The sequence below is a fragment of the Chryseobacterium sp. 22532 genome (assembly GCF_052044665.1).
Lineage (GTDB): Bacteria > Bacteroidota > Bacteroidia > Flavobacteriales > Weeksellaceae > Chryseobacterium > Chryseobacterium lathyri.
The window spans coordinates 51,607-73,594 of the sequence record NZ_JBQENJ010000006.1; the positions used below are offsets into that span (position 1 = coordinate 51,607).

Annotated in this window: 24 protein-coding genes; 10 read left to right on the forward strand and 14 right to left on the reverse strand. The window is 36.8% G+C overall.

The features are described 5' to 3' along the window. Positions 1-304: 304 nt before the first annotated feature. Positions 305-595 carry an HU family DNA-binding protein gene (locus ACTJIV_RS16365; RefSeq protein WP_002976900.1) on the reverse strand — a complete coding sequence of 97 codons (291 nt, stop codon included), beginning with the start codon at positions 593-595 and terminating at the stop codon, positions 305-307. A 398-nt stretch (positions 596-993) separates the two neighbouring features. Here ACTJIV_RS16365 and panD point away from each other — a divergent pair, with 398 nt between their 5' ends. From panD to ACTJIV_RS16405, 8 genes are all read left to right on the forward strand, one after another. Beyond that, positions 994-1,344 carry an aspartate 1-decarboxylase gene (panD, locus tag ACTJIV_RS16370; RefSeq protein WP_034706528.1) on the forward strand — a complete coding sequence of 117 codons (351 nt, stop codon included), beginning with the start codon at positions 994-996 and terminating at the stop codon, positions 1,342-1,344. A 3-nt stretch (positions 1,345-1,347) separates the two neighbouring features. After that, positions 1,348-2,430 carry a lysylphosphatidylglycerol synthase transmembrane domain-containing protein gene (locus ACTJIV_RS16375; protein ID WP_440628711.1) on the forward strand — a complete coding sequence of 361 codons (1,083 nt, stop codon included), beginning with the start codon at positions 1,348-1,350 and terminating at the stop codon, positions 2,428-2,430. A 174-nt stretch (positions 2,431-2,604) separates the two neighbouring features. Beyond that, positions 2,605-3,180, forward strand: coding sequence for a TerD family protein (locus tag ACTJIV_RS16380; RefSeq protein WP_440628713.1), 576 nt, complete (start codon positions 2,605-2,607; stop codon positions 3,178-3,180). Between the two features lie 31 nt (positions 3,181-3,211). Further along, the gene (locus tag ACTJIV_RS16385; RefSeq protein WP_111956394.1) at positions 3,212-3,883 is read left to right on the forward strand and encodes a TerD family protein; all 672 of its coding nucleotides are present in this window, start codon (positions 3,212-3,214) and stop codon (positions 3,881-3,883) included. A gap of 78 nt (positions 3,884-3,961) precedes the next feature. Then, entirely contained in the window at positions 3,962-4,600 is a 639-nt protein-coding gene (locus ACTJIV_RS16390) for a vWA domain-containing protein (protein WP_223560085.1), read from the forward strand. 19 nt (positions 4,601-4,619) lie between these two features. Continuing rightward, entirely contained in the window at positions 4,620-5,663 is a 1,044-nt protein-coding gene (locus ACTJIV_RS16395; protein WP_111956398.1) for a TerY-C metal binding domain-containing protein, read from the forward strand. Between the two features lie 38 nt (positions 5,664-5,701). Then, positions 5,702-6,931, forward strand: coding sequence for a PP2C family serine/threonine-protein phosphatase (locus ACTJIV_RS16400; protein WP_440628716.1), 1,230 nt, complete (start codon positions 5,702-5,704; stop codon positions 6,929-6,931). Positions 6,932-6,933: 2 nt separating this feature from the next. Further along, entirely contained in the window at positions 6,934-8,448 is a 1,515-nt protein-coding gene (locus ACTJIV_RS16405; protein WP_440628718.1) for a helix-hairpin-helix domain-containing protein, read from the forward strand. Positions 8,449-8,798: 350 nt separating this feature from the next. Here ACTJIV_RS16405 and ACTJIV_RS16410 read toward each other — a convergent pair whose 3' ends face one another. The 8 genes from ACTJIV_RS16410 to ACTJIV_RS16445 form a co-directional block, all read right to left on the reverse strand. Beyond that, complete coding sequence (locus ACTJIV_RS16410; protein ID WP_440628720.1) at positions 8,799-9,251, reverse strand: GNAT family N-acetyltransferase; 453 nt, start codon at positions 9,249-9,251, stop codon at positions 8,799-8,801. Positions 9,252-9,291: 40 nt separating this feature from the next. Then, positions 9,292-9,813: a 3'-5' exoribonuclease domain-containing protein gene (locus tag ACTJIV_RS16415; protein ID WP_440628722.1), complete on the reverse strand. Its 522-nt coding sequence runs from the start codon at positions 9,811-9,813 to the stop codon at positions 9,292-9,294. A 54-nt stretch (positions 9,814-9,867) separates the two neighbouring features. Then, positions 9,868-11,067 carry a tyrosine--tRNA ligase gene (tyrS, locus tag ACTJIV_RS16420; RefSeq protein WP_440628724.1) on the reverse strand — a complete coding sequence of 400 codons (1,200 nt, stop codon included), beginning with the start codon at positions 11,065-11,067 and terminating at the stop codon, positions 9,868-9,870. Between the two features lie 655 nt (positions 11,068-11,722). Next, a complete protein-coding gene (locus ACTJIV_RS16425) occupies positions 11,723-12,313 on the reverse strand; it encodes an NAD(P)H-dependent oxidoreductase (protein WP_440628726.1) in 591 nt (196 codons plus the stop codon). Between the two features lie 75 nt (positions 12,314-12,388). Then, positions 12,389-13,210, reverse strand: coding sequence for a helix-turn-helix domain-containing protein (locus ACTJIV_RS16430; protein WP_111956410.1), 822 nt, complete (start codon positions 13,208-13,210; stop codon positions 12,389-12,391). A 10-nt stretch (positions 13,211-13,220) separates the two neighbouring features. After that, the gene (locus ACTJIV_RS16435; RefSeq protein ID WP_336378883.1) at positions 13,221-13,685 is read right to left on the reverse strand and encodes a GNAT family N-acetyltransferase; all 465 of its coding nucleotides are present in this window, start codon (positions 13,683-13,685) and stop codon (positions 13,221-13,223) included. Positions 13,686-13,688: 3 nt separating this feature from the next. Then, the gene (locus tag ACTJIV_RS16440; RefSeq protein WP_111956414.1) at positions 13,689-14,309 is read right to left on the reverse strand and encodes a TetR/AcrR family transcriptional regulator; all 621 of its coding nucleotides are present in this window, start codon (positions 14,307-14,309) and stop codon (positions 13,689-13,691) included. A gap of 152 nt (positions 14,310-14,461) precedes the next feature. Next, positions 14,462-15,100, reverse strand: a complete 639-nt coding sequence (locus ACTJIV_RS16445; protein ID WP_440628729.1) for a hypothetical protein — start codon at positions 15,098-15,100, stop codon at positions 14,462-14,464. 639 nt (positions 15,101-15,739) lie between these two features. On the opposite strand from ACTJIV_RS16445, the gene ACTJIV_RS16450 reads away from it, so the two are divergent. Together ACTJIV_RS16450 and ACTJIV_RS16455 are read left to right on the forward strand one after the other, a co-directional pair. After that, entirely contained in the window at positions 15,740-16,303 is a 564-nt protein-coding gene (locus ACTJIV_RS16450; protein WP_440628731.1) for a TetR/AcrR family transcriptional regulator, read from the forward strand. Between the two features lie 60 nt (positions 16,304-16,363). After that, positions 16,364-17,761 carry an MFS transporter gene (locus ACTJIV_RS16455; protein WP_440628733.1) on the forward strand — a complete coding sequence of 466 codons (1,398 nt, stop codon included), beginning with the start codon at positions 16,364-16,366 and terminating at the stop codon, positions 17,759-17,761. Here ACTJIV_RS16455 and ACTJIV_RS16460 read toward each other — a convergent pair whose 3' ends face one another. From ACTJIV_RS16460 to ACTJIV_RS16480, 5 genes are all read right to left on the reverse strand, one after another. After that, positions 17,762-18,871, reverse strand: a complete 1,110-nt coding sequence (locus tag ACTJIV_RS16460; protein ID WP_440628735.1) for a TlpA family protein disulfide reductase — start codon at positions 18,869-18,871, stop codon at positions 17,762-17,764. 116 nt (positions 18,872-18,987) lie between these two features. Beyond that, on the reverse strand, positions 18,988-20,061 hold the full coding sequence (locus ACTJIV_RS16465; protein WP_440628737.1) for a serine hydrolase domain-containing protein: 1,074 nt from the start codon (positions 20,059-20,061) through the stop codon (positions 18,988-18,990). Between the two features lie 93 nt (positions 20,062-20,154). After that, the gene (locus ACTJIV_RS16470) at positions 20,155-20,493 is read right to left on the reverse strand and encodes a hypothetical protein (RefSeq protein ID WP_440628739.1); all 339 of its coding nucleotides are present in this window, start codon (positions 20,491-20,493) and stop codon (positions 20,155-20,157) included. Between the two features lie 24 nt (positions 20,494-20,517). Then, positions 20,518-20,718: a YqaE/Pmp3 family membrane protein gene (locus tag ACTJIV_RS16475; RefSeq protein WP_202974502.1), complete on the reverse strand. Its 201-nt coding sequence runs from the start codon at positions 20,716-20,718 to the stop codon at positions 20,518-20,520. A gap of 141 nt (positions 20,719-20,859) precedes the next feature. Further along, complete coding sequence (locus tag ACTJIV_RS16480; protein WP_440628741.1) at positions 20,860-21,981, reverse strand: lactonase family protein; 1,122 nt, start codon at positions 21,979-21,981, stop codon at positions 20,860-20,862. Between the last annotated feature and the right edge of the window lie 7 nt (positions 21,982-21,988).

The window sequence follows — 21,988 nt, forward strand, 5'->3', positions numbered from 1 at the left end:
AAGTTAGAGGGTGGGTCCCGGAGGATGGAGTTTTGATAGATTTATCAGAATTTGGTAGTCTTTATTCAAAGAACATTCCTGATCTCTTTAATCTTGAAAAATATCATTTAAAATTCAATAGGAGCGGGCTTTAGCCCGCTTTCAATTTATAAACATTGAAACGGCTTTAGCCAAAACTTAAAGAATCCAGAATCACTTCTTTTTTGCTTCAATATTTCTGGATGACGGAGGTCCCGAAGTCATTTATATCCATAAAAAAAGACCATTTCCTTAGAAACGGCCTTTGAATTTTTAATCTGAATGATTATTTTTTCTTAGCACCAGAAACTGCATTAGATAAATCAGCTCCTGCTTTGAATTTAGCAACTTTTTTAGCAGCAATTTTGATTGGTTTTTTAGTTGCAGGGTTGATCCCTTGTCTAGCAGCTCTCTCAGCTACTGAGAAAGTACCGAATCCTACTAAAGAAACTTTTCCGTCTTTTTTCTTTAGAGTAGTAGTTACGTTACCAATGAATGATTCTAAAGCAGCTTTAGCTGCAACTTTAGTGATTCCTGCATCTTTTGCGATTGCGTCGATTAATTCAGACTTGTTCATAATTTTTAATATTAAGTTAGTTCGTAATTATAGCAAATATAATACTATTTTCTAATTGTGCAATTATTTTATTAAAAGTTATAAAATTTTTTTGCTTTTTGATGAAAACAGTTAAAATATGATAATTTCACTTTCCACGTAAAATCTACGTTACCGCTCACTAAAATCATGCCAAATGCTTATGAGTATTGACTTTAGCAAAAAATTAATATTATTTCCTGTATTTATTAAATCCTAAATTATGTGTAAAGAATTAATATTTTTACCGATATGTTTGTTGATTTTATAAATAATAGCCTGAAAGCTTGTGTAGTACAAAATTAAATGACTGGGTTTATGGGAGTTTTAAAATGATTTCAAAAGACCGATTTATTAATTTTTATTAATAAATTTGCAGAATGTTAATAGAAGTTTTCAAGTCTAAGATCCATAGGGTACGGGTTACGGCCTCAGACCTTAATTATATTGGGAGTATAACGATCGACGAAGATCTTATAGAAGCTGCCGGTCTGGTAGTAGGAGAAAGAGTCTATATCGTCAATGTGAATAATGGAGAACGTTTTGATACCTACGTTATCAAAGGGAAAAGGAAATCCGGAGAAGTATGCTTAAATGGGCCTGCTGCAAGAAAAGTACAGAGAGATGATATTATTATCATTATTGCTTATGCACAGATGACACCCGAGGAAGCGAAAGTATTTCAGCCAAAAATTGTTTTCCCGGATGAAAAAACAAATCTTCTAACCTAGTCTATGGAGAAAAAATCAAAGAATCCTTTAAAATCAATACTAACAATAGTAATATCGCTTGCTTTTGCAGGCTTTTTTTTATGGCTTGCTTTAAAAGGTCTTGATTTTAAGGTTATTAAGGCATCTTTAGCGAAAGCTAACTACCTGTGGGTACTGTTTGCTTCTGTTTTCGGTATACTGGCTTACTGGTTCAGGGCTGTGCGTTGGAATCTGATGCTGGAACCGATGGGACATAAAATATCTAACTCAAATTCACTTTGGTCCATATCTTTCGGATACCTGATGAATCTTACCATCCCGAGAAGTGGTGAAGTAGCAAGGGCTACAGCTTTGTATGGTGTGGAAAAAGTTCCTGTTGACAAATCTTTCGGAACAATTATCCTGGAAAGAGTAGTGGATCTTATCTGTATGCTGGGATTTCTGGGATTGACGGTAATATTTAAGTTTGATGCAATAATTTCATTTTATAAATTTGTTACAGAGCAAAAAGCTAAAAAAACTAAATTTGAACCTAATTTTGTTGAAAGATTATTAATGAAAATTGGAGTTAATGATTTTGATTCATTTTATTTTTATTTAAAAATTTCAATAGGTGTATTACTAATATTAAGCTTAATAGTTTTTTATAAATACAAGAAAGAAAAAGTAATCAATTTTGGAAAAGGAATTCTTCAAGGCTTAACTTCTGTATTTAAATTAAAAGAAAAAGGGAAATTCATCCTTTATACTATAGGAATATGGGTTTGCTACTATTTTGCAGCTTATCTTGTGTGTTTTGCACTTCCTGAAACCTCTAATTTTACTATTGCCGATGGCTTTTTTATTATCGTTGTTGGTACTTTAGGAATGATCGTTCCTGCAAGCGGAGGGATTGGTGCATTTAATCTGGCTATGAAGTATGGATTTATGGCTTTATTTATCTCAATGGGGAAAAGTGCGGAATTAGGAGGTGAAATGGGACTGACCTATTCATTTATTTCGCTTCCGTTGCAGATCACTATTATGTTGGTGATGGGACTTATTTCTATTCCGATGTTAGCTAAAGCAAGAGAAAAAGCAGTTTCTGAAAAAGAATTTGAAAATTAAGTTCAACAATAACTTTTAATGATACAGTCCAATTTTATAATTGGGCTTTTTTTATGTTAAAACCCTATTAAAATAAAGCATTACCGCATGTCATTCATTTTTTTATCAATAAATTTGGTCATTCCACAAATCACATTTATCTTAAACAAAAAATAATTAATAATCTAAAACACTATGGCAATTAATTTACAGAAAGGACAGAAGATCGAGATAGGACTGACAAAAATGACGATAGGACTGGGCTGGGATCCGAATGAAGGGACCGGTTTCGACTTCGATCTGGATGCTTCTGCCATCATGATTGACTCCGATAGAAAATTAATCAATGAGGAATGTTTTGTTTTTTATAATAACCTTCAGTCTCCCGATGGTGCACTGACGCATACAGGAGATGATCCGAGCGGTAAAAACAGTGACGGTGACGATGATGAGGCGATTATTGTAGATCTTGAAAAAGTAGATTCGAAAGCTGAAGAAATTCTTTTCGTGGTCACTATTGAAGACTTTGAAAGGAGAAAGCAGAACTTCGGACAGGTAAGAAATTCATACATCAGAATTGTGGATAACAGTACCAATCAGGAGATCGCAAAATATGAGCTGGATGAAGATTTCTCTATCGAAACCGGAGTAGAATTCGGACGTTTATACAAAAGAAACGGAAGCTGGAAATTTGAAGCCTCAGGAATAGGCTACAGGGCAGACCTTGCTTTCTTCCTTGAGAAATACTACAAAGGACAGATCATAAAATAACTATATTTTCAAATATACAAAAACGATAACTATGGCAATTAATTTACAGAAAGGTCAGACGATTGATTTAAGAAAAAATGACCGTGGCGAAAGTGTTTACGACCTTTCAAAAGTAACGATCGGTTTAGGATGGGATGTAAGGAAACAGGGCGGTTTCTTTGGAAAACTGTTCAGCAAAGAGGCGGAGTATGATCTGGATGCCGTTGCTTTTCTTTTAGACGGCAACGGTAAAGTAGCCAATCTTGGAAAAACGGTACAGACTAACGAGGGCAGGCAGATCGCATTGTATCAGGGTGATGTGGTCTTCTTTAATTCCATGCAGCATCCAAGCGGTAATATATGGCTTACAGGAGACAACAGAACTGGTGCCGGAGATGGTGATGATGAGCAGATCATCGTCAAACTCGACCAATTGGACCAGAGTTATCAGAAAATATTATTCCTGGTGACCATTTACCAGGGAAAGCAGAATAACCAGCATTTCGGAATGATCGAGAATGCCTTTATCAGAGCCGTAGATGCCAAAGGTAAAGAGATTACAAAATACAGCCTTTCAGGGGATGCCAGTATGAATGGTAAATGTGCGATGGTTTTTGCTGAAGCCTACCGTCACAATGGTGACTGGAAGTTCCGTGCTATCGGAGAGCCACATCAGACCGATAATTTTATTGAGATCCTTAAACAATACGCATATTCCAATTAGTCCCAGGTTTTTATCAAACATAAAGCCGGCAGGGAAGTTTTCAACTTCCGCTGCCGGCTTCAGAATTAACACCATACCATGAGCAGGAGATTATTAGCATACTTTTTACTGGATACTTCAGGTTCTATGAACGGAGAACCCATCCAGGCACTGAATAACGGATTTAACGGGCTGATAAGCATGCTTCGGGCAGATCCCCAGGCGATGGACAGCCTTCATCTGAGTGTGATTACTTTCGACCGTGAGGTTAAAAATATCATTCCGTTGACCGATCTGGCCAGTTTTTATCCTATGGAAATTACCTGTCCGGACAGTGGACCCACCCATACTGGTGCGGCATTGGAGATGGTTGCGGAATTGGTGAAAAAAGAACTGATCAAAGGATCTTCGGATGAAAAAGAAGACTGGCGGCCGCTGCTGTTCATATTTACTGACGGAAAGCCTTCCGATATCCAGAAATACAGACAAATGATCCCTGTAATCAGAGATCTTGAATTTGGGGCTATCGTAGGTTGTGCTGCAGGTCCAAAAGCAGATGAACAGTTCCTGAAGGAGCTTACAGATCACGTGGTAAAACTGGATACTACCGATGCGATTACGCTTTCCTCATTTTTCAAATGGGTAAGTTCATCCATCACCATGGGAGGGAAATCGCAGGGAACGGGAGAAAGCGCACCGTTGCCTCCGCCGCCATCCGAGCTTAATATTATTATCTAAATCACTTGTCTTTATAATCATGAGAAGACTGCCCATTTATTTTTTAGTCGATGTCTCCGAATCTATGGTTGGAGAACCTATTGAGCAGGTACAGGAAGGTATTGCCAATATCATCAGAGAATTAAAGAAAGACCCGTATTCGTTGGAAACGGTCTATATTTCCATTATAGGTTTCGCGGGAGAGGCTGAGGTCATTACGCCGCTTCAGGATATCATCAGCTTTTATCCTCCAAAAATCCCGATTGGAAGCGGTACATCGCTGTCTCAGGGGCTTATTAAAGTGATGGACTGCATAGACAGGGATATTGTGAAGACAACTTACGAAAGAAAAGGCGACTGGAAACCGATTGTTTTTCTTTTTACAGACGGCGTTCCTACCGATGATGCTACAAAAGCTATCGAAAGATGGAACAATAAATACCATGGAAAACCCAATACGATTGCGGTTTCGATAGGCGAAAATACCAATTATAAGCTGCTTGGGACTTTGTCGGACAATGTTTTACTGTTCAATAATTCTGATGAAAATTCCTATAAAGAATTTTTCAAATGGGTGACTGATTCCATTAAAACAACCAGCCAGAGTGTTACCGAAGCCAATAAAGAAGGAATTAATCTTTCCAAGATCGATTCTATTATTCTCGAAAAAGTAGACCCTGAACTCGAGCAGAAGTTTCCGGACAATAATTTTGTTGTTTTAAACGGAAAATGCTCAGAAACGGAGAAACTGTATTTAATGAAGTTTAAAAAGACATTCGCCGAATCAAGCATACCGGGAATGTCTACCAGATATTACAGATTGGATGGAGCCTATAAAATTGACGAAAAATCCTATTACAGGCTTTCCTCTTCCCAGAAAAATAATCTTAAAATTTCCATAGAAGAACTTCAGGGAGGAACATCATGTCCTCATTGTGCCAATCCCATCGCATTGGCAACCTGTTCGTGTGGCGGAATTCATTGCCTGAAAGGAGAAGGCTATAACAAATGCCCATGGTGCGGAACTTCGGATTATTACGGATTTTCCAGCGAAGGATTTGATATTAACCGAACGCTGGGATAACGAAAGGAAATCCTATTGCCAAAACCCAACATAAAACCATGGAAAAAGCTCTTATTTACAGAGAAATAGAAGAATTTAAAGAAGTTCATCTGGTGCTTAAAAATGCCAGTTCAAAGCAGTTTTATGAATACCGTTTTGAGATGGATGACTTTCCGAATATAAAGATTAAAAATATCACCAATCTCCGGGAGACAGGACTTACCTTCGAGAACAACAAAATATCCGGAATTCCGTATGTAAACAGTGTCCATGATCTGGATATTGAATTCTATCATACCCATGATGAAGACAGTACGGAGATCAAAAAAGTACATCTGTTCGTGAATGCAGATCCGAAAGACCTTTGGAAGAATATTCCATCCGACACCAATGATGTTTACCATAAACCTGATGAAACCTCCTACGAAGGGAAATTTCTGGATAAAAAAATCACCGTTGTTTCAAAAAGGGGACGTTCACATGCCCATGAAGGAAAATTCAGAGATGATGATTTTGCGGTGAACGAGCTTCCCGGAGGTTGGAGCATTGTTTCAGTTGCTGATGGTGCCGGCTCCGCAATTATGGCAAGAGAAGGTTCAAGATTGGCAGTCGTTTCTGTAAACAGTTTTTTCAATTCAGAAGAAATTTTAAACAGAATCGAACAAAATATTGAAATCGTTTATAATAGTTCTGATTCATCAAAAGAAATACAGTCCGAAGCCGGAGAAAATGTTTTAAAGCTCTTGTATAAAGGTGTTCTTCATGTTTATAATATTTTGGATCAAACGGCAGCAGAGCATTCATTTTCTATAAAAGATTTCCACACAACACTGATTTTTGCGCTGACAAAAAAGTTTGATTTCGGTTATGTCATTCTCACTTTTGGAGTGGGAGACTGCCCGATCAACCTGATCAGTCCTGATTTTTCTGAAGTAAAGCTTCTGAATCAAATGGATGTTGGAGAATTTGGCGGCGGAACCCGTTTTATCACGATGAAAGAGATCTTCAGTGATGATATGGTTTCAAGATTTGGAATAACCTGTGTGAATGATTTTTCCTATCTCGTACTGATGACGGATGGTATTTACGACCCGAAATTCATGACAGAAAACAAGCTTGAAGATATTGACAGCTGGAAAGTATTCTTTAATGATCTGGCCGGGAACAACGATGACCGGGCGAAAGTAGATTTTATTAACGATACTCATATTGATCAACAGCTTCTGACATGGACCGATTTCTGGAGCCGGGGAAATCATGATGACAGAACACTGGCCATAATCTATTAAACATGAAAAAAACCGTTAAAGTTGCTTCTATCCTGGATACAGCAAAATCTTATGAATACGTAGATGAAAGTCCGATTCGGGGCGGAGTGAAAGATGTCTATTTTTCGCCGGACAGAGAATATGTGGTGGCATTTTACCGCACTCCTCTGGATGCCGGACAGAAAGAGCGTATCATGAGGATTGTTTCCACTTATCTCGGAAATATACAGAACGGAAATTCATCGGATTATTTTCTGAACGAAATATTCAGATGGCCGTATGATATTGTAGAAAAAAATAAGCTGACAGGAATTGTGGTTCCTGTTTACCATAAAAAATTCTTCTTTGCGAAGGGATACATCGGATCAGATAATATCAAGGGTCAGGATAAGGTTGGGAAATGGTTCACTGCTCCCATGTTCAGAAACCAGCAATATCCGCTGCGGCTCGATCATTCGGAACTCGGAGATTGGCTGAGCTATTTTCAGATCACCATCAATATCAGCAGAGGCGTGAAAAAGCTTCATCAGATGGGACTGGCGCATTCCGATCTTTCCTACAACAATATTCTGATAGATCCAGTGACGAAATCTGCCTGTATTATTGATATAGACGGATTGGTTGTTCCAAAGCTCTTCCCGCCGGAAGTCATCGGAACGGCTGATTTTATTGCTCCTGAAGTTTTAAAGACCAAACATCTGAGCATGCAGGATCCCGGAAGGCATCTGCCTAATCAGAAAACGGATCTTCATGCTTTGGCAGTGCTGATTTATATGTACCTGTTCAGAAGACATCCTTTGAGAGGAGGGAAAATCTGGGATCTGGATTCCGAAAAAGATGAGATCATTTCTATGGGTGAAAAAGCTTTATTCATAGAACATTTCCAGGATCCGTCCAATCAGGTAAAAGCTGACCACCTCAGAAAATGGGACACATTTTGGGGCGATCCTCAGAAAATTCCTTTTACGGCTGCGGGTCCTTATCTTTCCGAACTGTTTAAAAAAGCATTTATAGACGGGCTTCACGATCCAATCAGACGTCCCACCGCCAATGAATGGGAAACTGCCCTGTTAAAAACCGCCGATCTGATTCAGCCCTGCCACAATCCGGAATGTACCGAAAAATGGTACGTCTTCGATAATACCAGTAACCCGAAATGCCCTTTCTGCAGAACACCACACCGGGGAACGCTTCCTGTACTGGATCTGTATTTTAAATTTGATGATGAGGTCTGGAAACCTGAAAACCACCGATTGATGGTTTATAACAACCAGTATTTATTCAAATGGCATGTGTCAAGAAAGGTCATCAGAAATGAAAATCTTACGATGCAGGATAAAATGCCGGTCGGATATTTCACTTTTCATGAAGGAAGATGGGTGCTGGTGAATCAGAGTCTGACTTCGATGAAGGATGTTACGGAACAGAAAGAGATTCCACCGGGATCTATGGTAGAGCTTACTGATGGAAAGAAAATACTTTTGTCTGCCGAAGAAGGTGGGAGGCTCATCTTTGTTACTTTAGCGAATCAATCATAATTTTTTTAGAGTTAATAATCTTTTTTTTAACCACGGATTACACAGATTTTCACGGATGTTTATGGATATTGTCTGAATAAAAATCTTCGATTTTTTCTTTAAAACTTCTGTGTGCTTCTTATTCACAAGGTATTTAACTTAGAAAAATAGCTTAAGTGTTTAAAATCTTTTGTGACTTTTGTGGTTGATATTTTTTAATCACGGATTGCACAGATTTTCACGGATGTTTATGGATATTGTCTGAATAAAAATCTTCGATTTTTTCTTAAAACTTCTGTGTACTTCTTATCCACCAAGTATTTAGCTTAAAAAATAACTTAAGTGTTTAAAAACTTCTGAGGCTATTGTGGTTAAACTAATCTAAAGCCACCTTGAAACTCCATAAAATAAGAATGCTCATCCTCATCCACAACTTTAAAGCCTAAACTTTTATATAAGTTTTGGGCCTTATTGGTTTTTAATACACTTAATGAGACTATTTTTTCTTCTGCGGAAGCTTCCTTCAGAATATCTGTTAAAATCGTTTTTCCCAGTCCTTTCCCTTGTTGGTTAGGGTCTATCTGAAGCTGCAGAACTTCTGTTTTATCCTCAGCTTTGCTGATCTTTAGTAATCCGGCAGGTTCATTGTTTAAAAGGATGATATGGGCTTTCTCAAATTGATACAGAATTCTCTGAAGTGTTGTTTCTTTATCCGTTGGGAGGTTGGAATCGGCATAGTGCGGATTCATGGTTTTTGTTCTTAAATCAAGAAGATAATCAATGTCATTTTCTGAGGCTTTTCTATAGGTGATAGTCATGTTCATAAGTTGTTTTTGAGATCAGGTTTGAAGCAATAAGGTGATCTTATTTTAGCGCGATCTTTAACCCCATTTCCTTTTTCATATACAGCAAAACTTCGGCATTTCCTTTTGCATCGTCTACAGGATGATGCGTGTGTTCTGTTTTACGGAGATGTTTCCATTGCGCGAAAGTATCTTTTTCCAGTCCGCAATACAGATCAGAAAGCCTTCTTGATGAATAACCGAAAGGATTTTTCCCGGTAAAATGATGAAAGTACCAGCAGATAAACATCCAGTCGAAACCGTTATTATCACTGATGAAAATAGGTCTTCCTTTGGAATTTTTCTCAATCCATTCTTCAAATTCCAGCATCACTTCTTTTGGATCATCAAACTGCATCGTTTCTTCCCTGCTGAAGCCCGAAACAGCCAAAGCATCCGGATTGAATTTTTCCGAAACAGGTTTCAGTTTTCCGTAGAACGTAGTATCCAGTTCCTCATTCACAAGGACTGCTCCGAAACAGATCATTGAAAAATATCCGGGAATCGGGTCATCCGATTCAATATCGACCATAATATAGCTCATCACTTTTATTTAATGAAACGAATATATTGAAAATTACCTCACGATTCTGAAGATTCAAACGAGTTCAAAAAAATCTCTTCTTCCGATTTTTACTTTTGTCTGTGAAAGTAATTCAATCTCTTCATCAGGATCCGTTATTTTGATATGATTAACCTGAATGCCTCCGCTTTGGATCATTCTTCGGACCGCCGATTTGCTGAGGTCACTTTTTAACTGACTGCAGAGTTCTACCAGTGTTATCAGCTTTTTTCTATGACGAAGTGAAGCTAGAGAAACAGGTTCATAGACTTTTTCTTCAGCATTTTTGCTTTGAAACTGGCTGCTGAAAAATTCTTCTGCAAGCTCTGCTGCTTTACGGTCATGGTATTGGGTAATGATATTCTTAGCAATCAGCTTCTTAATATTCATCGGGTTTTCACCATTCTCTAATTTTAATTTCAAATCAATTTTTTCTTCAGCAGAAAAATCAGAAGCCAGATCAATGAATTCATTAATCAGGCTATCCGGGATCGACATGGTTTTTCCAAACATATCATTAGGCTCATCAGTCAGGCCAATAATATTGTTCAGCGATTTACTCATTTTTTCTTTGCCGTCAAGACCCTTCAGAAGAGGCATACACATTACAACCTGCGCTGACATAAGATGAACTTCCTGAAGCTGTCTTCCCATGGTGCAGTTGAAAAGCTGATCCGTTCCGCCCATTTCAATATCACTTTCAATCTGTATAGAATCGAAGCCCTGGAGGATAGGGTACACAAGCTCATGCATGGCAATTGGAGTATTTTCCGTGAACCTTTTATTGAAATCATTCCGGTGCATCAGTTGGGCTACTGTTACCTTTGACATCAACTGAATCACTTCTGAAAAGTTGAGTGCATCCAGCCAGTCGGAATTAAAAACGATTTTGGCTTTTTCCACATCAATGATTTTCGAAAGCTGATTGATATACGTCTGTGCATTATGGCTGACATCTTCAACACTTAACGGTTTCCTTGCCTTATTTTTCCCTGTCGGATCACCAATTCTGGCTGTAAAACTTCCAACCACGATCATAATCTGATGTCCCAGTTCCTGAAACTGTTTCAGTTTTTTGAGCACGACAGCATGGCCCAGATGCAGGTCCGGGGCTGTAGGATCAAATCCCAGCTTGATAATTAATTTCCTGTTTTCCTGTTCAGCCTGTTTCAGTTTCTCTTCCAGACCGTTTTCCGGAAGAATAATGGCTGTGTTTTCTTTTAGTGTGCTGATCATCTTTTTGATTTTAAATGAAAAAAAGCCCGGACAATGCTGTCCGGGCTCTATATATAAATTAAATTATTCTTGTTAAATTACAGATATAGAAAGTCTTCCCGAACGGTTCGTCGGGGCGTAATATTCACTGAAAAAAGGGAGACACAATATGCTGTTTAAATGTTTCATCAATAATACAAATGTAAAAGCTTTTTATTAGTATTCCAATATTTAAACCATTAAGATCTGCTGTAAAGTTCCATATCAGTTAAGATTTAAAAAACTTACTGTTCTTAACAGTTTATCAATCTTAATGGTCTAAAATAAAGGTTTCAAAACAATTTTACTTATCGGTCTTGGAGCTAATTCTATGCCATAAATCTCTCATAAGCAAAATAAAGAATCATTATAAATAATGCGTATTTTATGATTTATTATTTCATGAGTTCTTTTGTCTTGAAACAAAATGAACCAAAAATTCAAGGCTGGAATCTTTCGCTAAAAATTAAAATTTGATCCTAAAATTCCCAAAACTCGTGCGGATTTGCTGTAACCGTTTCAGTTGGATATGCTACCTGCACTCAGACAGTGGGAATTTTTTAACGGATCAAATTTTAATTTTTTTAACGCTCTAGCTTCCGAGGCCGGTGAGCGAGAAAGATAATCCGTAGAAATTTTAAAGGTTAAAAACCGGCTGTGAATATGTGTTCATGATCTGTTCTTTCCAAATGTCCACTTCCTCAGGAGATGCTTTATCAGCCTTATCAAAAAAGAAGTGTTGAATAATTTCAAAACCGCTGTACAGGAAAATTCCATTATCCGAAGTGAGGGTAAGCGCTTTGTCCATCCCCATACGTTCATATTCTTCGTGAGATTTTCCGTGGGTATTGATAATGACTGCTTTTTTCCCTTTCAACAGGCCCTTTTGTATGCCCTGATCATATCGGTAGGCGAAACCGTAACTGAAAACACGATCAATATAGCCTTTCATAATAGCCGGCATTCCGGTCCACCAGATCGGATAGATAAAGGTAATCTGTTCTGCCCATGAAATATAATTCTGCTCCGTTTTTACATCATCCGAAACTTTTCCTGCCATCTGGCCCTGCATATCTTCCAGTGAAAAGACTGGATTAAATCCTATTGTGTTCAGATCTCTTATTTCGATCTCGTGATTGCCTCTCTCCAGATTTTCAATAACAGTTTGAAGCAGATGGTTGTTCAGGCTTTTTTCATTGGGATGGGCATAAATGATTAAATGTCTCATTGTTTTTAGTATTTAAATTATGAGACAAATGTAGAGCAGCAAAAACAGCAAAAATTGTAAGAAAACGAAATAGAATTATTCTGAACCGGAGCGGCAGATGTCTTTCTGAAATTTTAAATATTGGGATGGAGAAATATTTATAAAATGTTTAAAATCGTGGATAAGCTGACTCTGATCGAAATAGCCGCATTCATCAATAATACTGAACCATTCAATTTTTTTGTCGTTTCCCAGTTCTTTTTCAATGGTCGTGATAGCTTTCAGAAAACGAGTGTAGCGTGCTAATTCTTTGGAAGAATATCCTAACTGCTTTTTCTGTTTAAGCTGAATATTTCTTTCGCTTTGGCGGGTCTGTTCTGCAATGGTTTTAATGGGATTCAGGCCGTTGTTTTCGAAATGGCTTAATAGCATGATTATTTTATCCTGATCCTGCAGGTAAGGTCTGCAAAAGCTTAGTATATAATTGACTTTTTCTTCCGGAGAAGGTAAAACCGAGATCTGATGCCAGAGTTCCGTAAAACAATTGTCCTGCAAAAGCTTACCAGGATGTATTCCCTGGCTGGAAATCACAGCTTGTCCAAAAAACCGGTAAAATGCATCATCCTTAAAATTGGCAACAAGAATTGAAGTTCCTGCCGGCAATGTATATTCAATGGGTTGGCGTACTGGCCCTAAAACAATACACTGATTAACTTCAACAGTGGTTTGCTCCCGGGTTGTCATAAAAGCATTTTCTCCAAAGCAGAACAGCATAATCGTTTGGTAGGAGGGGAGCAGAGTTTTTGTAACAGGATGTGAAGAATTGTTTTTCGCGTAATAAAAATGCGTGAATACGTTTTCGAATTCTTTTGGAACTGATATTTTTAACTGATGATATTCCGGGTTTAAATTCTGCATTGTACAGTTTTTAATTCAGTTCTTTTTTCATTTTATAGTTGGTAAGACCAATTCCTTTTATGTCAACAGTCTGTTCGCTGATCACTTTGAAACCCATTTTCTCAAAGAAAGATCTTGCTGTTTTACTTACATCAGAAGAGAGTAACTTTTCCTTCCGAAGTGTGGCTTCCTGTTCTATAAAAGTATACATTTTCCGGGCAACTCCCTGTTGCTGAAAATCTTTGTGAACAAAAAGAAGATCGATATAATTTCCTTGATCGAGGGTGCAAAACCCTGCCATTTGACCATTAACTTTAGCTACAATAACAAATTGATGGTCTATAACCTGGAGCCACCTTTCCTCATTTTCCGCGCCGGATTTCCATGCATTAATCTGATCGCTGTTGTAATCGTGTTTACAGATAGCAGTAATGGTATCTGTAAAAATCTTAAGCATCTCCGTCAGGTCGTTAATATTTCCTTTTCTGATGATCATGATCTAACTGATATATTTTTCTTCATAAAGCTTCTGCTGTTCCTCAGCAAGCAACGGATAAAACAGGTTCATCTGTATCAATGCATAATGTTTTACTGCTTCATCTTTGTTGAGCTTAAAAGCAAGGCTGTTATGAATAATCCAGTTATCTGCTATAATAAATATTTGGGTGGTGAGGCTTTTCAGAATAAAGTCAGGAATATCATCTCTAAAAATATTATTTTTCTGAAAACCCTTGAAAATCATCTGAAATTCATTCTTTCTGGTAATGTTAATGGATTCATACTGGGACTGTATGGCTGGAATATGATTTAAAATATCAAAGAAATTCATGAAAATAAACCGGAAAGAATAAAAGATTTCATACATTGAAAAAGTAAAATGATACAGATCCTCCAGTGTTTTATTTTCTATAGTCTGTAAATCATTGAATAAAATGTCCATTTTAATGACCAGTTCGGAAAAAAGGATTTTGATAATATCCTCTGAATGTTTAAAATGGTAATGTAGATTTCCCGCACTGATGTTCAGACCTGCTGCAATATGCCTTGTTGTGATATTATTATAGCCTTTTTCATTGAACAGCTCCATCGCTTTTGACAATATTTTATCCTTGGTTTTCATGGTCCAAATATAAGAGAGTTTAAATCATATTTCAAAATTAGAACAAATGATCTAATTTATGTTTGACAGTTGTTAAAATCTGTAGTCTGGAAGGAAATCAAATTTTTATGCATTTAGGCTCAATGCATGTACTCTAAATAACAAAAACGGCGCTATAAAGTGTGAAGCTGAATAATTGATCCTTTATAAAATTTAGTCAGATCATACAGTTCCCCAAAGTAGTTCTGCAAAGCAAGATCATTATTCTCCTCAGAACCTTTTGTCCGGAAATGATCTTCCGCAAGGGCGTATAAAGACGGATAATCTGTTTTCAAATAATGAGAAAGAGTGGTAGAGTTTCCTTTTTCTTTTAAGGAGATGTCTGTGAAAAACAATCCGTAAAGAAGGAACTGATTGAAATGTTGAGCGTCTACCATAAAATCCAGTTTCTGTTTAGAGTAATTTTCGTATGCTGAAAGCATCTCCTGGAAAGTTTTTACATTCTGTTCTTTCGGAATTTCATAAAAAAGATCAAGTCCATGGATGAAAAGCTGGGTTTTAGCCTCTTCACGGTCAGCCGGATAAATGCTGCTGAACCACGTAAAAATGCTTGAAAGCTCCTCTTTCGAGAGATTTTCTACCGAGTCTTTTACTTTATTTTTGATAATTTCAAGACTTACTTTGGGATCAGCCTGAAGAAATTTCATGATATTTTCTTCTTCACGGCAAAGTTTATTGTACAAATTGATTTTAGCAATATTCGGATTCGTTTTGATGAAATAAAGTTCTTCTGCCATTGCTTTGTACCACATGATCTTTTTGTAAAGTGGTAACTAAAGATACAAAATATGTAGCGATTAAAATTAAAAATATTATGCAGTAAATTATTAATCACTTTGTATGGTTTCGTGAAGCGCAATTCTGTTTCCCTCAGAATCTTCAAATTCAGCAACAGCCAATCCATATTTTTCATTGATTTTTTTAAGATAGAGTATTTTGCCACCATTCTGAAGTACTCTGATCAGGTGCCGATCGATATTCTGCGTTTAAAATAAATAATAATTCCATCTTTTGTCGGTTTGTACATATCACCTTTCGCCAGAGCTCCCGTAATACCACTGCTCTTTTCTTCGGATGGAAATAGGGACATTTCGTAACCGTAAATATTGTCTTTTTCAAGGCTGAAATTAAAAGTGCAGTATAAAACTGTTCAGCACACTACATGTCGGTAACTGGAATTTCAAAGTAGACAACAGGATTGGACGGATGCATAATCTCTTTTTTGGAATGACTCAAGATACGGATATCAGTAGTAAGGATGAATTGAGAAGTAGGGCTTTCAACATACTTTTAGTTTGTTTTTTGACTCCCTAAAAATAAACTATTCTTATCTTTTCTTAAAAATAGATAGATTTATCTATTTTTTATCTACATTTGTAAAAATTTTCAGGATGAAAAAAGAAAAAGTACAGGAAAGAATCATTAGAGTAGCCTCGGATCTGTTTTACAGGCAGGGATTCAACTCAACAGGTATCAACCAGATTATTGCTGAGGCAGATATAGCCATAGGATCCCTGTACAATCATTTCTCATCCAAAAATGATCTTCTCCAGGCTTATCTGATCAAGGAAGAGACTGAATGGTTCCAAGGGTTTGAAGAGCATTCGGCAAAAATTTCCGATCCGGGAGAAAAGATATTTTCCTTGATTGCTTACCGCAAAAAGCTTCAGCAGTCTTCTACATTTGCAGGCTGTCATTTCATTAAAATTATTGCTGAAGTGGGAGAGAGCAATCCAGCAGTTTCTGATTTTGTACAAAACCACAAAGAAAAACAGAAAGGGATGATAAGAAGTTTAGTCTATGAATATGCAGAAGGCAAAAAGAGTATCGACACTGAAATGATTACAGAACATATTTTCCTTTTGATAGAAGGCGCTGTGGTAACTTCTACAATCAATAAAAGCGCAGATTCTTTTGATCAGATCCAAAAAATGGTTAAGGCTCAGTTGACTTAATTTTTTTTAATATTTAAAAATAGATATATCTATATAAAAATGAATTCTACATATTTGAAAATGATGCTAATACTATCCGGTCAGTTGCTTACTATCATGGATATTTTCATTATCAATGTATCCATTCCGTCTATCCAGCGTGACCTTCATGCTTCCAATGGCGAAATGCAGATGATGATTGCATCTTATCTTATCGGTTTTGCTTCATTTCTGATCACAGGAGGAAGGCTTGGGGATTTATATGGAAGGAAAAAGATCTTTATGATGGGTTTGCTATTTTTTATGCTGAGCTCTGTTGTATGTGGAATTTCGTCTGGTGCGGTGCTTCTTGTCATCTCCCGTTTCATTCAGGGGGTCAGTGCAGCGTTGATGTCTCCGCAGGTGCTGTCAATGATACAGATCCTGTTTGCCGGACATGAAGAAAGAACGAAGGCGATGGGCTGGTATGGAATCACGATTGGCGCGGGAACAGTTCTGGGGCAGTTTCTTGGAGGCTATTTCTCATCAATAACCCTGATGCAGGAATCCTGGAGACTTATTTTTCTTATCAATATTCCGGTATGTATCGTGGCGATATTTTTCAGTCAGAAATTATTAAATGAATCTAAAACCTCAGCTAAAAAAAATACTTTTGATTTCGCTGGTGTAATCATATTGGCTGCAGGGCTTTTCTGTTTTACGTATGCTCTTACCATGTCTGAACATCAGGGAATTCAATTTAAAAGTATAATAATGATGCTGTTTTCAGTACTCATTTTAATTTATTTTATTAAAAATCAAAAGTTGAGGTTAAAGCACGGAAAGCCTTACCTTATGGATTTTGGTTTATTCAACTATAAAAATTTCAATCTGGGGATACTGGCAGTTTCTTTTTTCTTCATTATGCTGGATTCTTATTTTTACATTCTGTCGCTGTTTTTTCAGGACGGGCTGCAGATAGGATCATTAGCAGCAGGAGAAATCATTGTTTTCCAGGGCTTTGGTTTTATTTTGGCCTCCCTGTTTTCTGCAAAACTGATTTTAAGATATGGTAAAAAGTTTTTAATAACTGGATTAGGTTTAATCATGACCGTTCTTATTCTTCAAATCCTTTTATTTGACAGGGAAACACCTTTTGTTGTGCTTTGTCTTTTGCTATTCTTTCATGGAATTGGCGTGGGATCTATTATTCCTTCATTGGCTAATATTACTTTGTCAGGGCTACCGGAAACACTTGCCGGCAATGCCTCGGGAGTTTACAATACTTTTCAGCAGGCCGCTGCGATTGTAGGAATTATTGTGGTGGGAAGTATTTTCTATTATTTTCTTGGAGCGAAGCCTTCAGCACAGCATTATTATGGAGCCTTCTCGGTGGCTTTGGCTGTCAATATTATCTGTCTTTTTATTGTCTTATTTTCGATAATAAAAGTTCCGGACCATATACTTCCCGTAGGAAAACGAAAAATTTTTAAATCCTAATTATTTTAAATGCTGTTCTATTACAGTTTCCAGAGTTTCCTGTCCGCCCAGTTCTTTTGAAAGAATCTTTCCGTTTTGGTCTACCACAATGAAAAGCGGATAGCCTCCGGCGTTGAGCTTCTTGGTGAATTCTTTGGTGGTGTCAAAATAGTTTTTCCAGCTGACATTGTTCTCTTGGAATATTTTAGTGGCCAGATCAATTCTCTGCTGCGTTTTTTCGTCTGCTACGCTGATGAAATTCACTCCTTTATCTTTGTACTTTTCATACAGTTTAACAAGTTCAGGGAGCTCTTGAATACAGGGTTTGCAGCTCGTGGACCAATAGTCGATCATGATAATTTTATAATTTGAGAATACCTCTTTTGTGATCTTGCCTTCAGAACCGAAATCGATTTCGGGGAAATTTCCCCCTACATTCGTTGAGTTTTCAAGGTACATTATTTTTTCAAAATCCTTAAAACATGATGAAGCTTTTATTTTTTTTGAGAATAAGGGAAGATCAGTTAAGTAACTTTTATGGAAGCCATATTTTGAAAAAACATCAATGATTTCCCAGAAGGCAGGATATGATCCCGGATTTTTTCTGATGTATGCTTTAAGGAGTTTTTCTTTAGTTTCAAGGTCTGCAGGATCATTTTTCTCAAAAGGCTTGAGTTTTTCGTCTACCTGTTGAAGATATTTTTTCAGTTTTTTATAATCATTATTGATGGTTGCATCAGGTGGCAGAACCAGCGTTAAATTCTTATCACTGACCTGAACTTTTAAATTCCCGTTTTCAATAAAAAATAGCTCGGACAAATAGAACCCCTTCCTATCTTCTTTAGAACTCATTATCATCATGGGCAAAGGGCAAGGGACAATTCCGCTGATGTTATTCTGAGGCAGGATTTTAATGAGTGCTCCTTTTGAATTTCCTATAGATTTTACATTTTTGTTGTTCTCATTTAAAGTAAGACTGTACAGTGATATAATATTTCTTGAAGTGGGTGGTGGCGCTAAAAACAGGGAGTCTTTTTCAAATAAAGGTGCCGTTAATTCAATATTAAACTGTTCCTGGGAAAATGCTGAAGTACTTACTACAAATAAAAGGATTTGTAAAATTCTTTTCATATCAATGGTTTGGATCATAAAGATATTATTTCGTCATTGGGTATACAAATTTATTTGCTTTTTCGGATCTGCGTATTCGTATACAGTCTGGTTTCCAGAATCTTTTGTAAAAACAATTATTTTTTTACTGACTGTAATGCAATTTTTGCCATATTTCTGGTCATTTCCGTTGGCGAGTGGCAGTCACAGTTACTGAGTCCAATAACATACATATCTTCACTGGGAATATATACCCCCATACTTTTAAACCCAAAAATACTTCCGCCATGCTCCCTGTCCGGAGTTCCATTGATGTCTTTAAGATGCCATCCGTAACCGTAAGTGAACTCTTCTCCGTTGTTTAATTTATACTTCCGGAAGGCTTTTTTTGTTTCTATTTGATTAAGAAGCACATTTTGGTTCAAAGCCTTTTGCCATTTCAGCATATCATCCACAGTTGACATTAAAGAGCCGGATGAAAAAGGAACACTGAAGTTGATGACTGTTCTGTTGACAAATCCCTGTTCTTTTTGGTGGTATCCATATGCTCTTTTTGGAATAAGCTGACGGTCGGTGGCATAGTAAGAATGAACCATGCCCGCTTTTTCAAAGATATTTTTTTTAATGAAATCTTCATAAGTCTGGCCTGATACCTGTTCAATAATATATCCTAGCACCACATATCCCGAATTATTGTATTCAAATTTTTCTCCGGGCGCAAAATCTACCGGTTCGTTTTTGAAAAAATCTACCATCATGGCGGGCTTCATTTCTTTCTGTGCAATCGTAGACAGAGCTTTCATTTTCGTAAAATCCTTGATTCCTGAAGTATGGGTTAGCAGATGGTGGATCGTGATTTTGTCTCCTGAAGGATATTCCTTGATGTATTTTGAAATAGGATCATTGACGTTTAATTTTCCCTGCTGTTCCAGCATAAGAATAGCTACCGATGTAAATTGCTTAGTCATGGAACCAAGCTGGAAAACATTTTCAGGATTCATATTGACATTCAGTTCCAGATTGGCCTTTCCAAAAGCTTTACGGTAAATGGTTTTTCCTTTATAAGAAACCATAAATACACCTCCGGGTCCGTTTGGGTCATTGAATTCAGTAGCAATTAAACTGTCTAGTTTCTTTTCATAGGTTTGTGCGCTGATATTGCAAAAAAGCAAAAGAAATGCTAGTACTGGAAATAATTTTTTAGTAATCATAATTATTATTTTGTAATGCAAAGATATAATATATTTTCATTACTATGTTATACTTTATAGTGATTAATAAAAAAATGACCAATGCGGTCATTTTTATTTTCTGTAGAGCGTTACAGCTTTGTTTTTATTCTTCGAAACTTGTAGCTTCAAGCGTAATTTTTTGGGTTTTATTTTTATGATTTTAAATATTGTATCAGAATCAGGTCCGCGTTTTTTATCATACTTAAGGGTCAGAATTTGTTTTTTTATGGAGTAAGTGCCCAGTCCGATAAGATCAATGTCGGCCTTGGTAAGCTGCTCAAAGCGGTTGTCCGGAAGCAGCGTTAAACATGATCTTTCTGTTTTTGTGCAGTATTTTCCAGTTTCAATAACCCGAGAAAAAAAGGTGTTAAAAAAGAAGATGAGTAAAGATGTACAAATTAGTTTTTTCATAAAAATGAAATGGTGTACTGCCGTTTATCTTTGATTTTGTTTGATCGTGCGAATGAGTTTTTCATTGCGTCGGTCTGCTCTTGCACTGTTTAAGGATAGGGCAGCCCAGATGGCAGCAGGAAGCCAGCCAATGACAGTGATTTGCAAAATTAAACAGATGATTCCGGTAAGAATTTTCCCCCGGACCATGAAAGACAGAAAAGGAAGTAGGATTGCTAGTAACATGATTTTAAGTTTTGATGATATTTTTTATTGGGTTTTCTGATTTATAAGTATCAATACAATCCTATTTGTTACTAAATCATAAAATAATGAATCTGAATAAATAAGACTAAAAGCAATGAATTCGGAGAATCTTCTTTTGAATTAATACTTTCTGATTTTCACACTGGAAACCCCATCAATTTTTGTTCTTCCTCCCACTTTTTTTAATAAACCTGTTTCAAGGTTACGCCTAAATACAAAAACATTTCCGGTGGCTGCATTGGTTACAATTAAAAATTTTCCGGTCTCATCCATATCAAAAACTCTTAACTGTTTCCCGAAAGTCGGCTGATAAACAATGTTTTTTAATGTTCCATCTTCAAGGATTGAAAAAATAGCGATATTATTTTCGTATCCGCGGTTGGAAGCGTATAGAAATTTACCATCCGGGGAAATGTGAATATAAGAACTTTCAAACTCCTCTTTGTATTGGTCTGTATGTGCATTAATTATCTGAATACTTTCCATACCGGAGTTTTCATACCGATAGGCATTGATAGTTCCGGATAATTCATTGATACAATAGGCAAATTTTCCGTTGGGATGAAAGGTAAAGTGCCTTGGCCCACTTCCTAATGCGGATTGTATGTACGGTTGATTTGCCAGTTGAAGAGGCTCTGTTTTATCAGTGTCAAACCTATAAGACCTGATTTTATCGGCACCGAGATCCGGTAAAAACAGCTGCTTGAAATCCGGAGAAAAAACAGCTGCATGGATATGCGACCTGTCCTGTCTTCCTTTATTGATACTTCCCTCTGAAAACTGAAAATTCTGTACATATGGATGTATCGTTCCATCTTCAGACAATGGATATACAGAAACGCTGCCTTCGGTATAATTGGAATTAACTAACCATTTACCATTTTTATGAACAGTTACGTAGACTGGATTTTCACCACCGCTTTTCTGGCTGTTTATAAAAGTAAGTGTTTCATCTTTAGGGTTGAATTTAAAGCTGCTGACACTTCCTGCATTGGGCGTTTTACTCTCTGTACATACAAAAATGTTTTGACCGTTTGGAGATACAGTCAGAAATGATGGATTTAAAATTCCTTTTACAGAAGTTACTTTGGATAATCTTCCTTTTATGGTGTCCAATTTGTACACATACAATCCTTCTGTTGTTTTATTCCGGTTAAATGAACTAAAAAAGACGTATGTTTTTTGAGAATATAAATGGATGGAAGTTAAAAATAGGATTATTAGGCTTAGTGTATTTTTCAATTTTTCG

Bases quoted from the DNA above. Each gene is read 5' to 3' on its own strand.
- ACTJIV_RS16450 (WP_440628731.1), top strand. From the start codon at position 15,740: ATGAAAAAAGAAAAAGTACAGGAAAGAATCATTAGAGTAGCCTCGGAT.
- ACTJIV_RS16435 (WP_336378883.1), bottom strand. From the start codon at position 13,685: ATGATCATCAGAAAAGGAAATATTAACGACCTGACGGAGATGCTTAAG.
- panD (WP_034706528.1), top strand. From the start codon at position 994: ATGTTAATAGAAGTTTTCAAGTCTAAGATCCATAGGGTACGGGTTACG.
- ACTJIV_RS16375 (WP_440628711.1), top strand. From the start codon at position 1,348: ATGGAGAAAAAATCAAAGAATCCTTTAAAATCAATACTAACAATAGTA.
- ACTJIV_RS16465 (WP_440628737.1), bottom strand. From the start codon at position 20,061: ATGATTACTAAAAAATTATTTCCAGTACTAGCATTTCTTTTGCTTTTT.
- ACTJIV_RS16380 (WP_440628713.1), top strand. From the start codon at position 2,605: ATGGCAATTAATTTACAGAAAGGACAGAAGATCGAGATAGGACTGACA.
- ACTJIV_RS16415 (WP_440628722.1), bottom strand. From the start codon at position 9,813: ATGAGCTATATTATGGTCGATATTGAATCGGATGACCCGATTCCCGGA.
- ACTJIV_RS16460 (WP_440628735.1), bottom strand. From the start codon at position 18,871: ATGAAAAGAATTTTACAAATCCTTTTATTTGTAGTAAGTACTTCAGCA.
- ACTJIV_RS16390 (WP_223560085.1), top strand. From the start codon at position 3,962: ATGAGCAGGAGATTATTAGCATACTTTTTACTGGATACTTCAGGTTCT.
- ACTJIV_RS16410 (WP_440628720.1), bottom strand. From the start codon at position 9,251: ATGAACATGACTATCACCTATAGAAAAGCCTCAGAAAATGACATTGAT.
- ACTJIV_RS16470 (WP_440628739.1), bottom strand. From the start codon at position 20,493: ATGAAAAAACTAATTTGTACATCTTTACTCATCTTCTTTTTTAACACC.
- ACTJIV_RS16475 (WP_202974502.1), bottom strand. From the start codon at position 20,718: ATGTTACTAGCAATCCTACTTCCTTTTCTGTCTTTCATGGTCCGGGGG.
- ACTJIV_RS16385 (WP_111956394.1), top strand. From the start codon at position 3,212: ATGGCAATTAATTTACAGAAAGGTCAGACGATTGATTTAAGAAAAAAT.
- ACTJIV_RS16365 (WP_002976900.1), bottom strand. From the start codon at position 595: ATGAACAAGTCTGAATTAATCGACGCAATCGCAAAAGATGCAGGAATC.
- ACTJIV_RS16445 (WP_440628729.1), bottom strand. From the start codon at position 15,100: ATGTGGTACAAAGCAATGGCAGAAGAACTTTATTTCATCAAAACGAAT.
- ACTJIV_RS16395 (WP_111956398.1), top strand. From the start codon at position 4,620: ATGAGAAGACTGCCCATTTATTTTTTAGTCGATGTCTCCGAATCTATG.
- ACTJIV_RS16430 (WP_111956410.1), bottom strand. From the start codon at position 13,210: ATGCAGAATTTAAACCCGGAATATCATCAGTTAAAAATATCAGTTCCA.
- ACTJIV_RS16440 (WP_111956414.1), bottom strand. From the start codon at position 14,309: ATGAAAACCAAGGATAAAATATTGTCAAAAGCGATGGAGCTGTTCAAT.
- ACTJIV_RS16455 (WP_440628733.1), top strand. From the start codon at position 16,364: ATGATGCTAATACTATCCGGTCAGTTGCTTACTATCATGGATATTTTC.
- ACTJIV_RS16400 (WP_440628716.1), top strand. From the start codon at position 5,702: ATGGAAAAAGCTCTTATTTACAGAGAAATAGAAGAATTTAAAGAAGTT.
- ACTJIV_RS16425 (WP_440628726.1), bottom strand. From the start codon at position 12,313: ATGAGACATTTAATCATTTATGCCCATCCCAATGAAAAAAGCCTGAAC.
- ACTJIV_RS16405 (WP_440628718.1), top strand. From the start codon at position 6,934: ATGAAAAAAACCGTTAAAGTTGCTTCTATCCTGGATACAGCAAAATCT.
- tyrS (WP_440628724.1), bottom strand. From the start codon at position 11,067: ATGATCAGCACACTAAAAGAAAACACAGCCATTATTCTTCCGGAAAAC.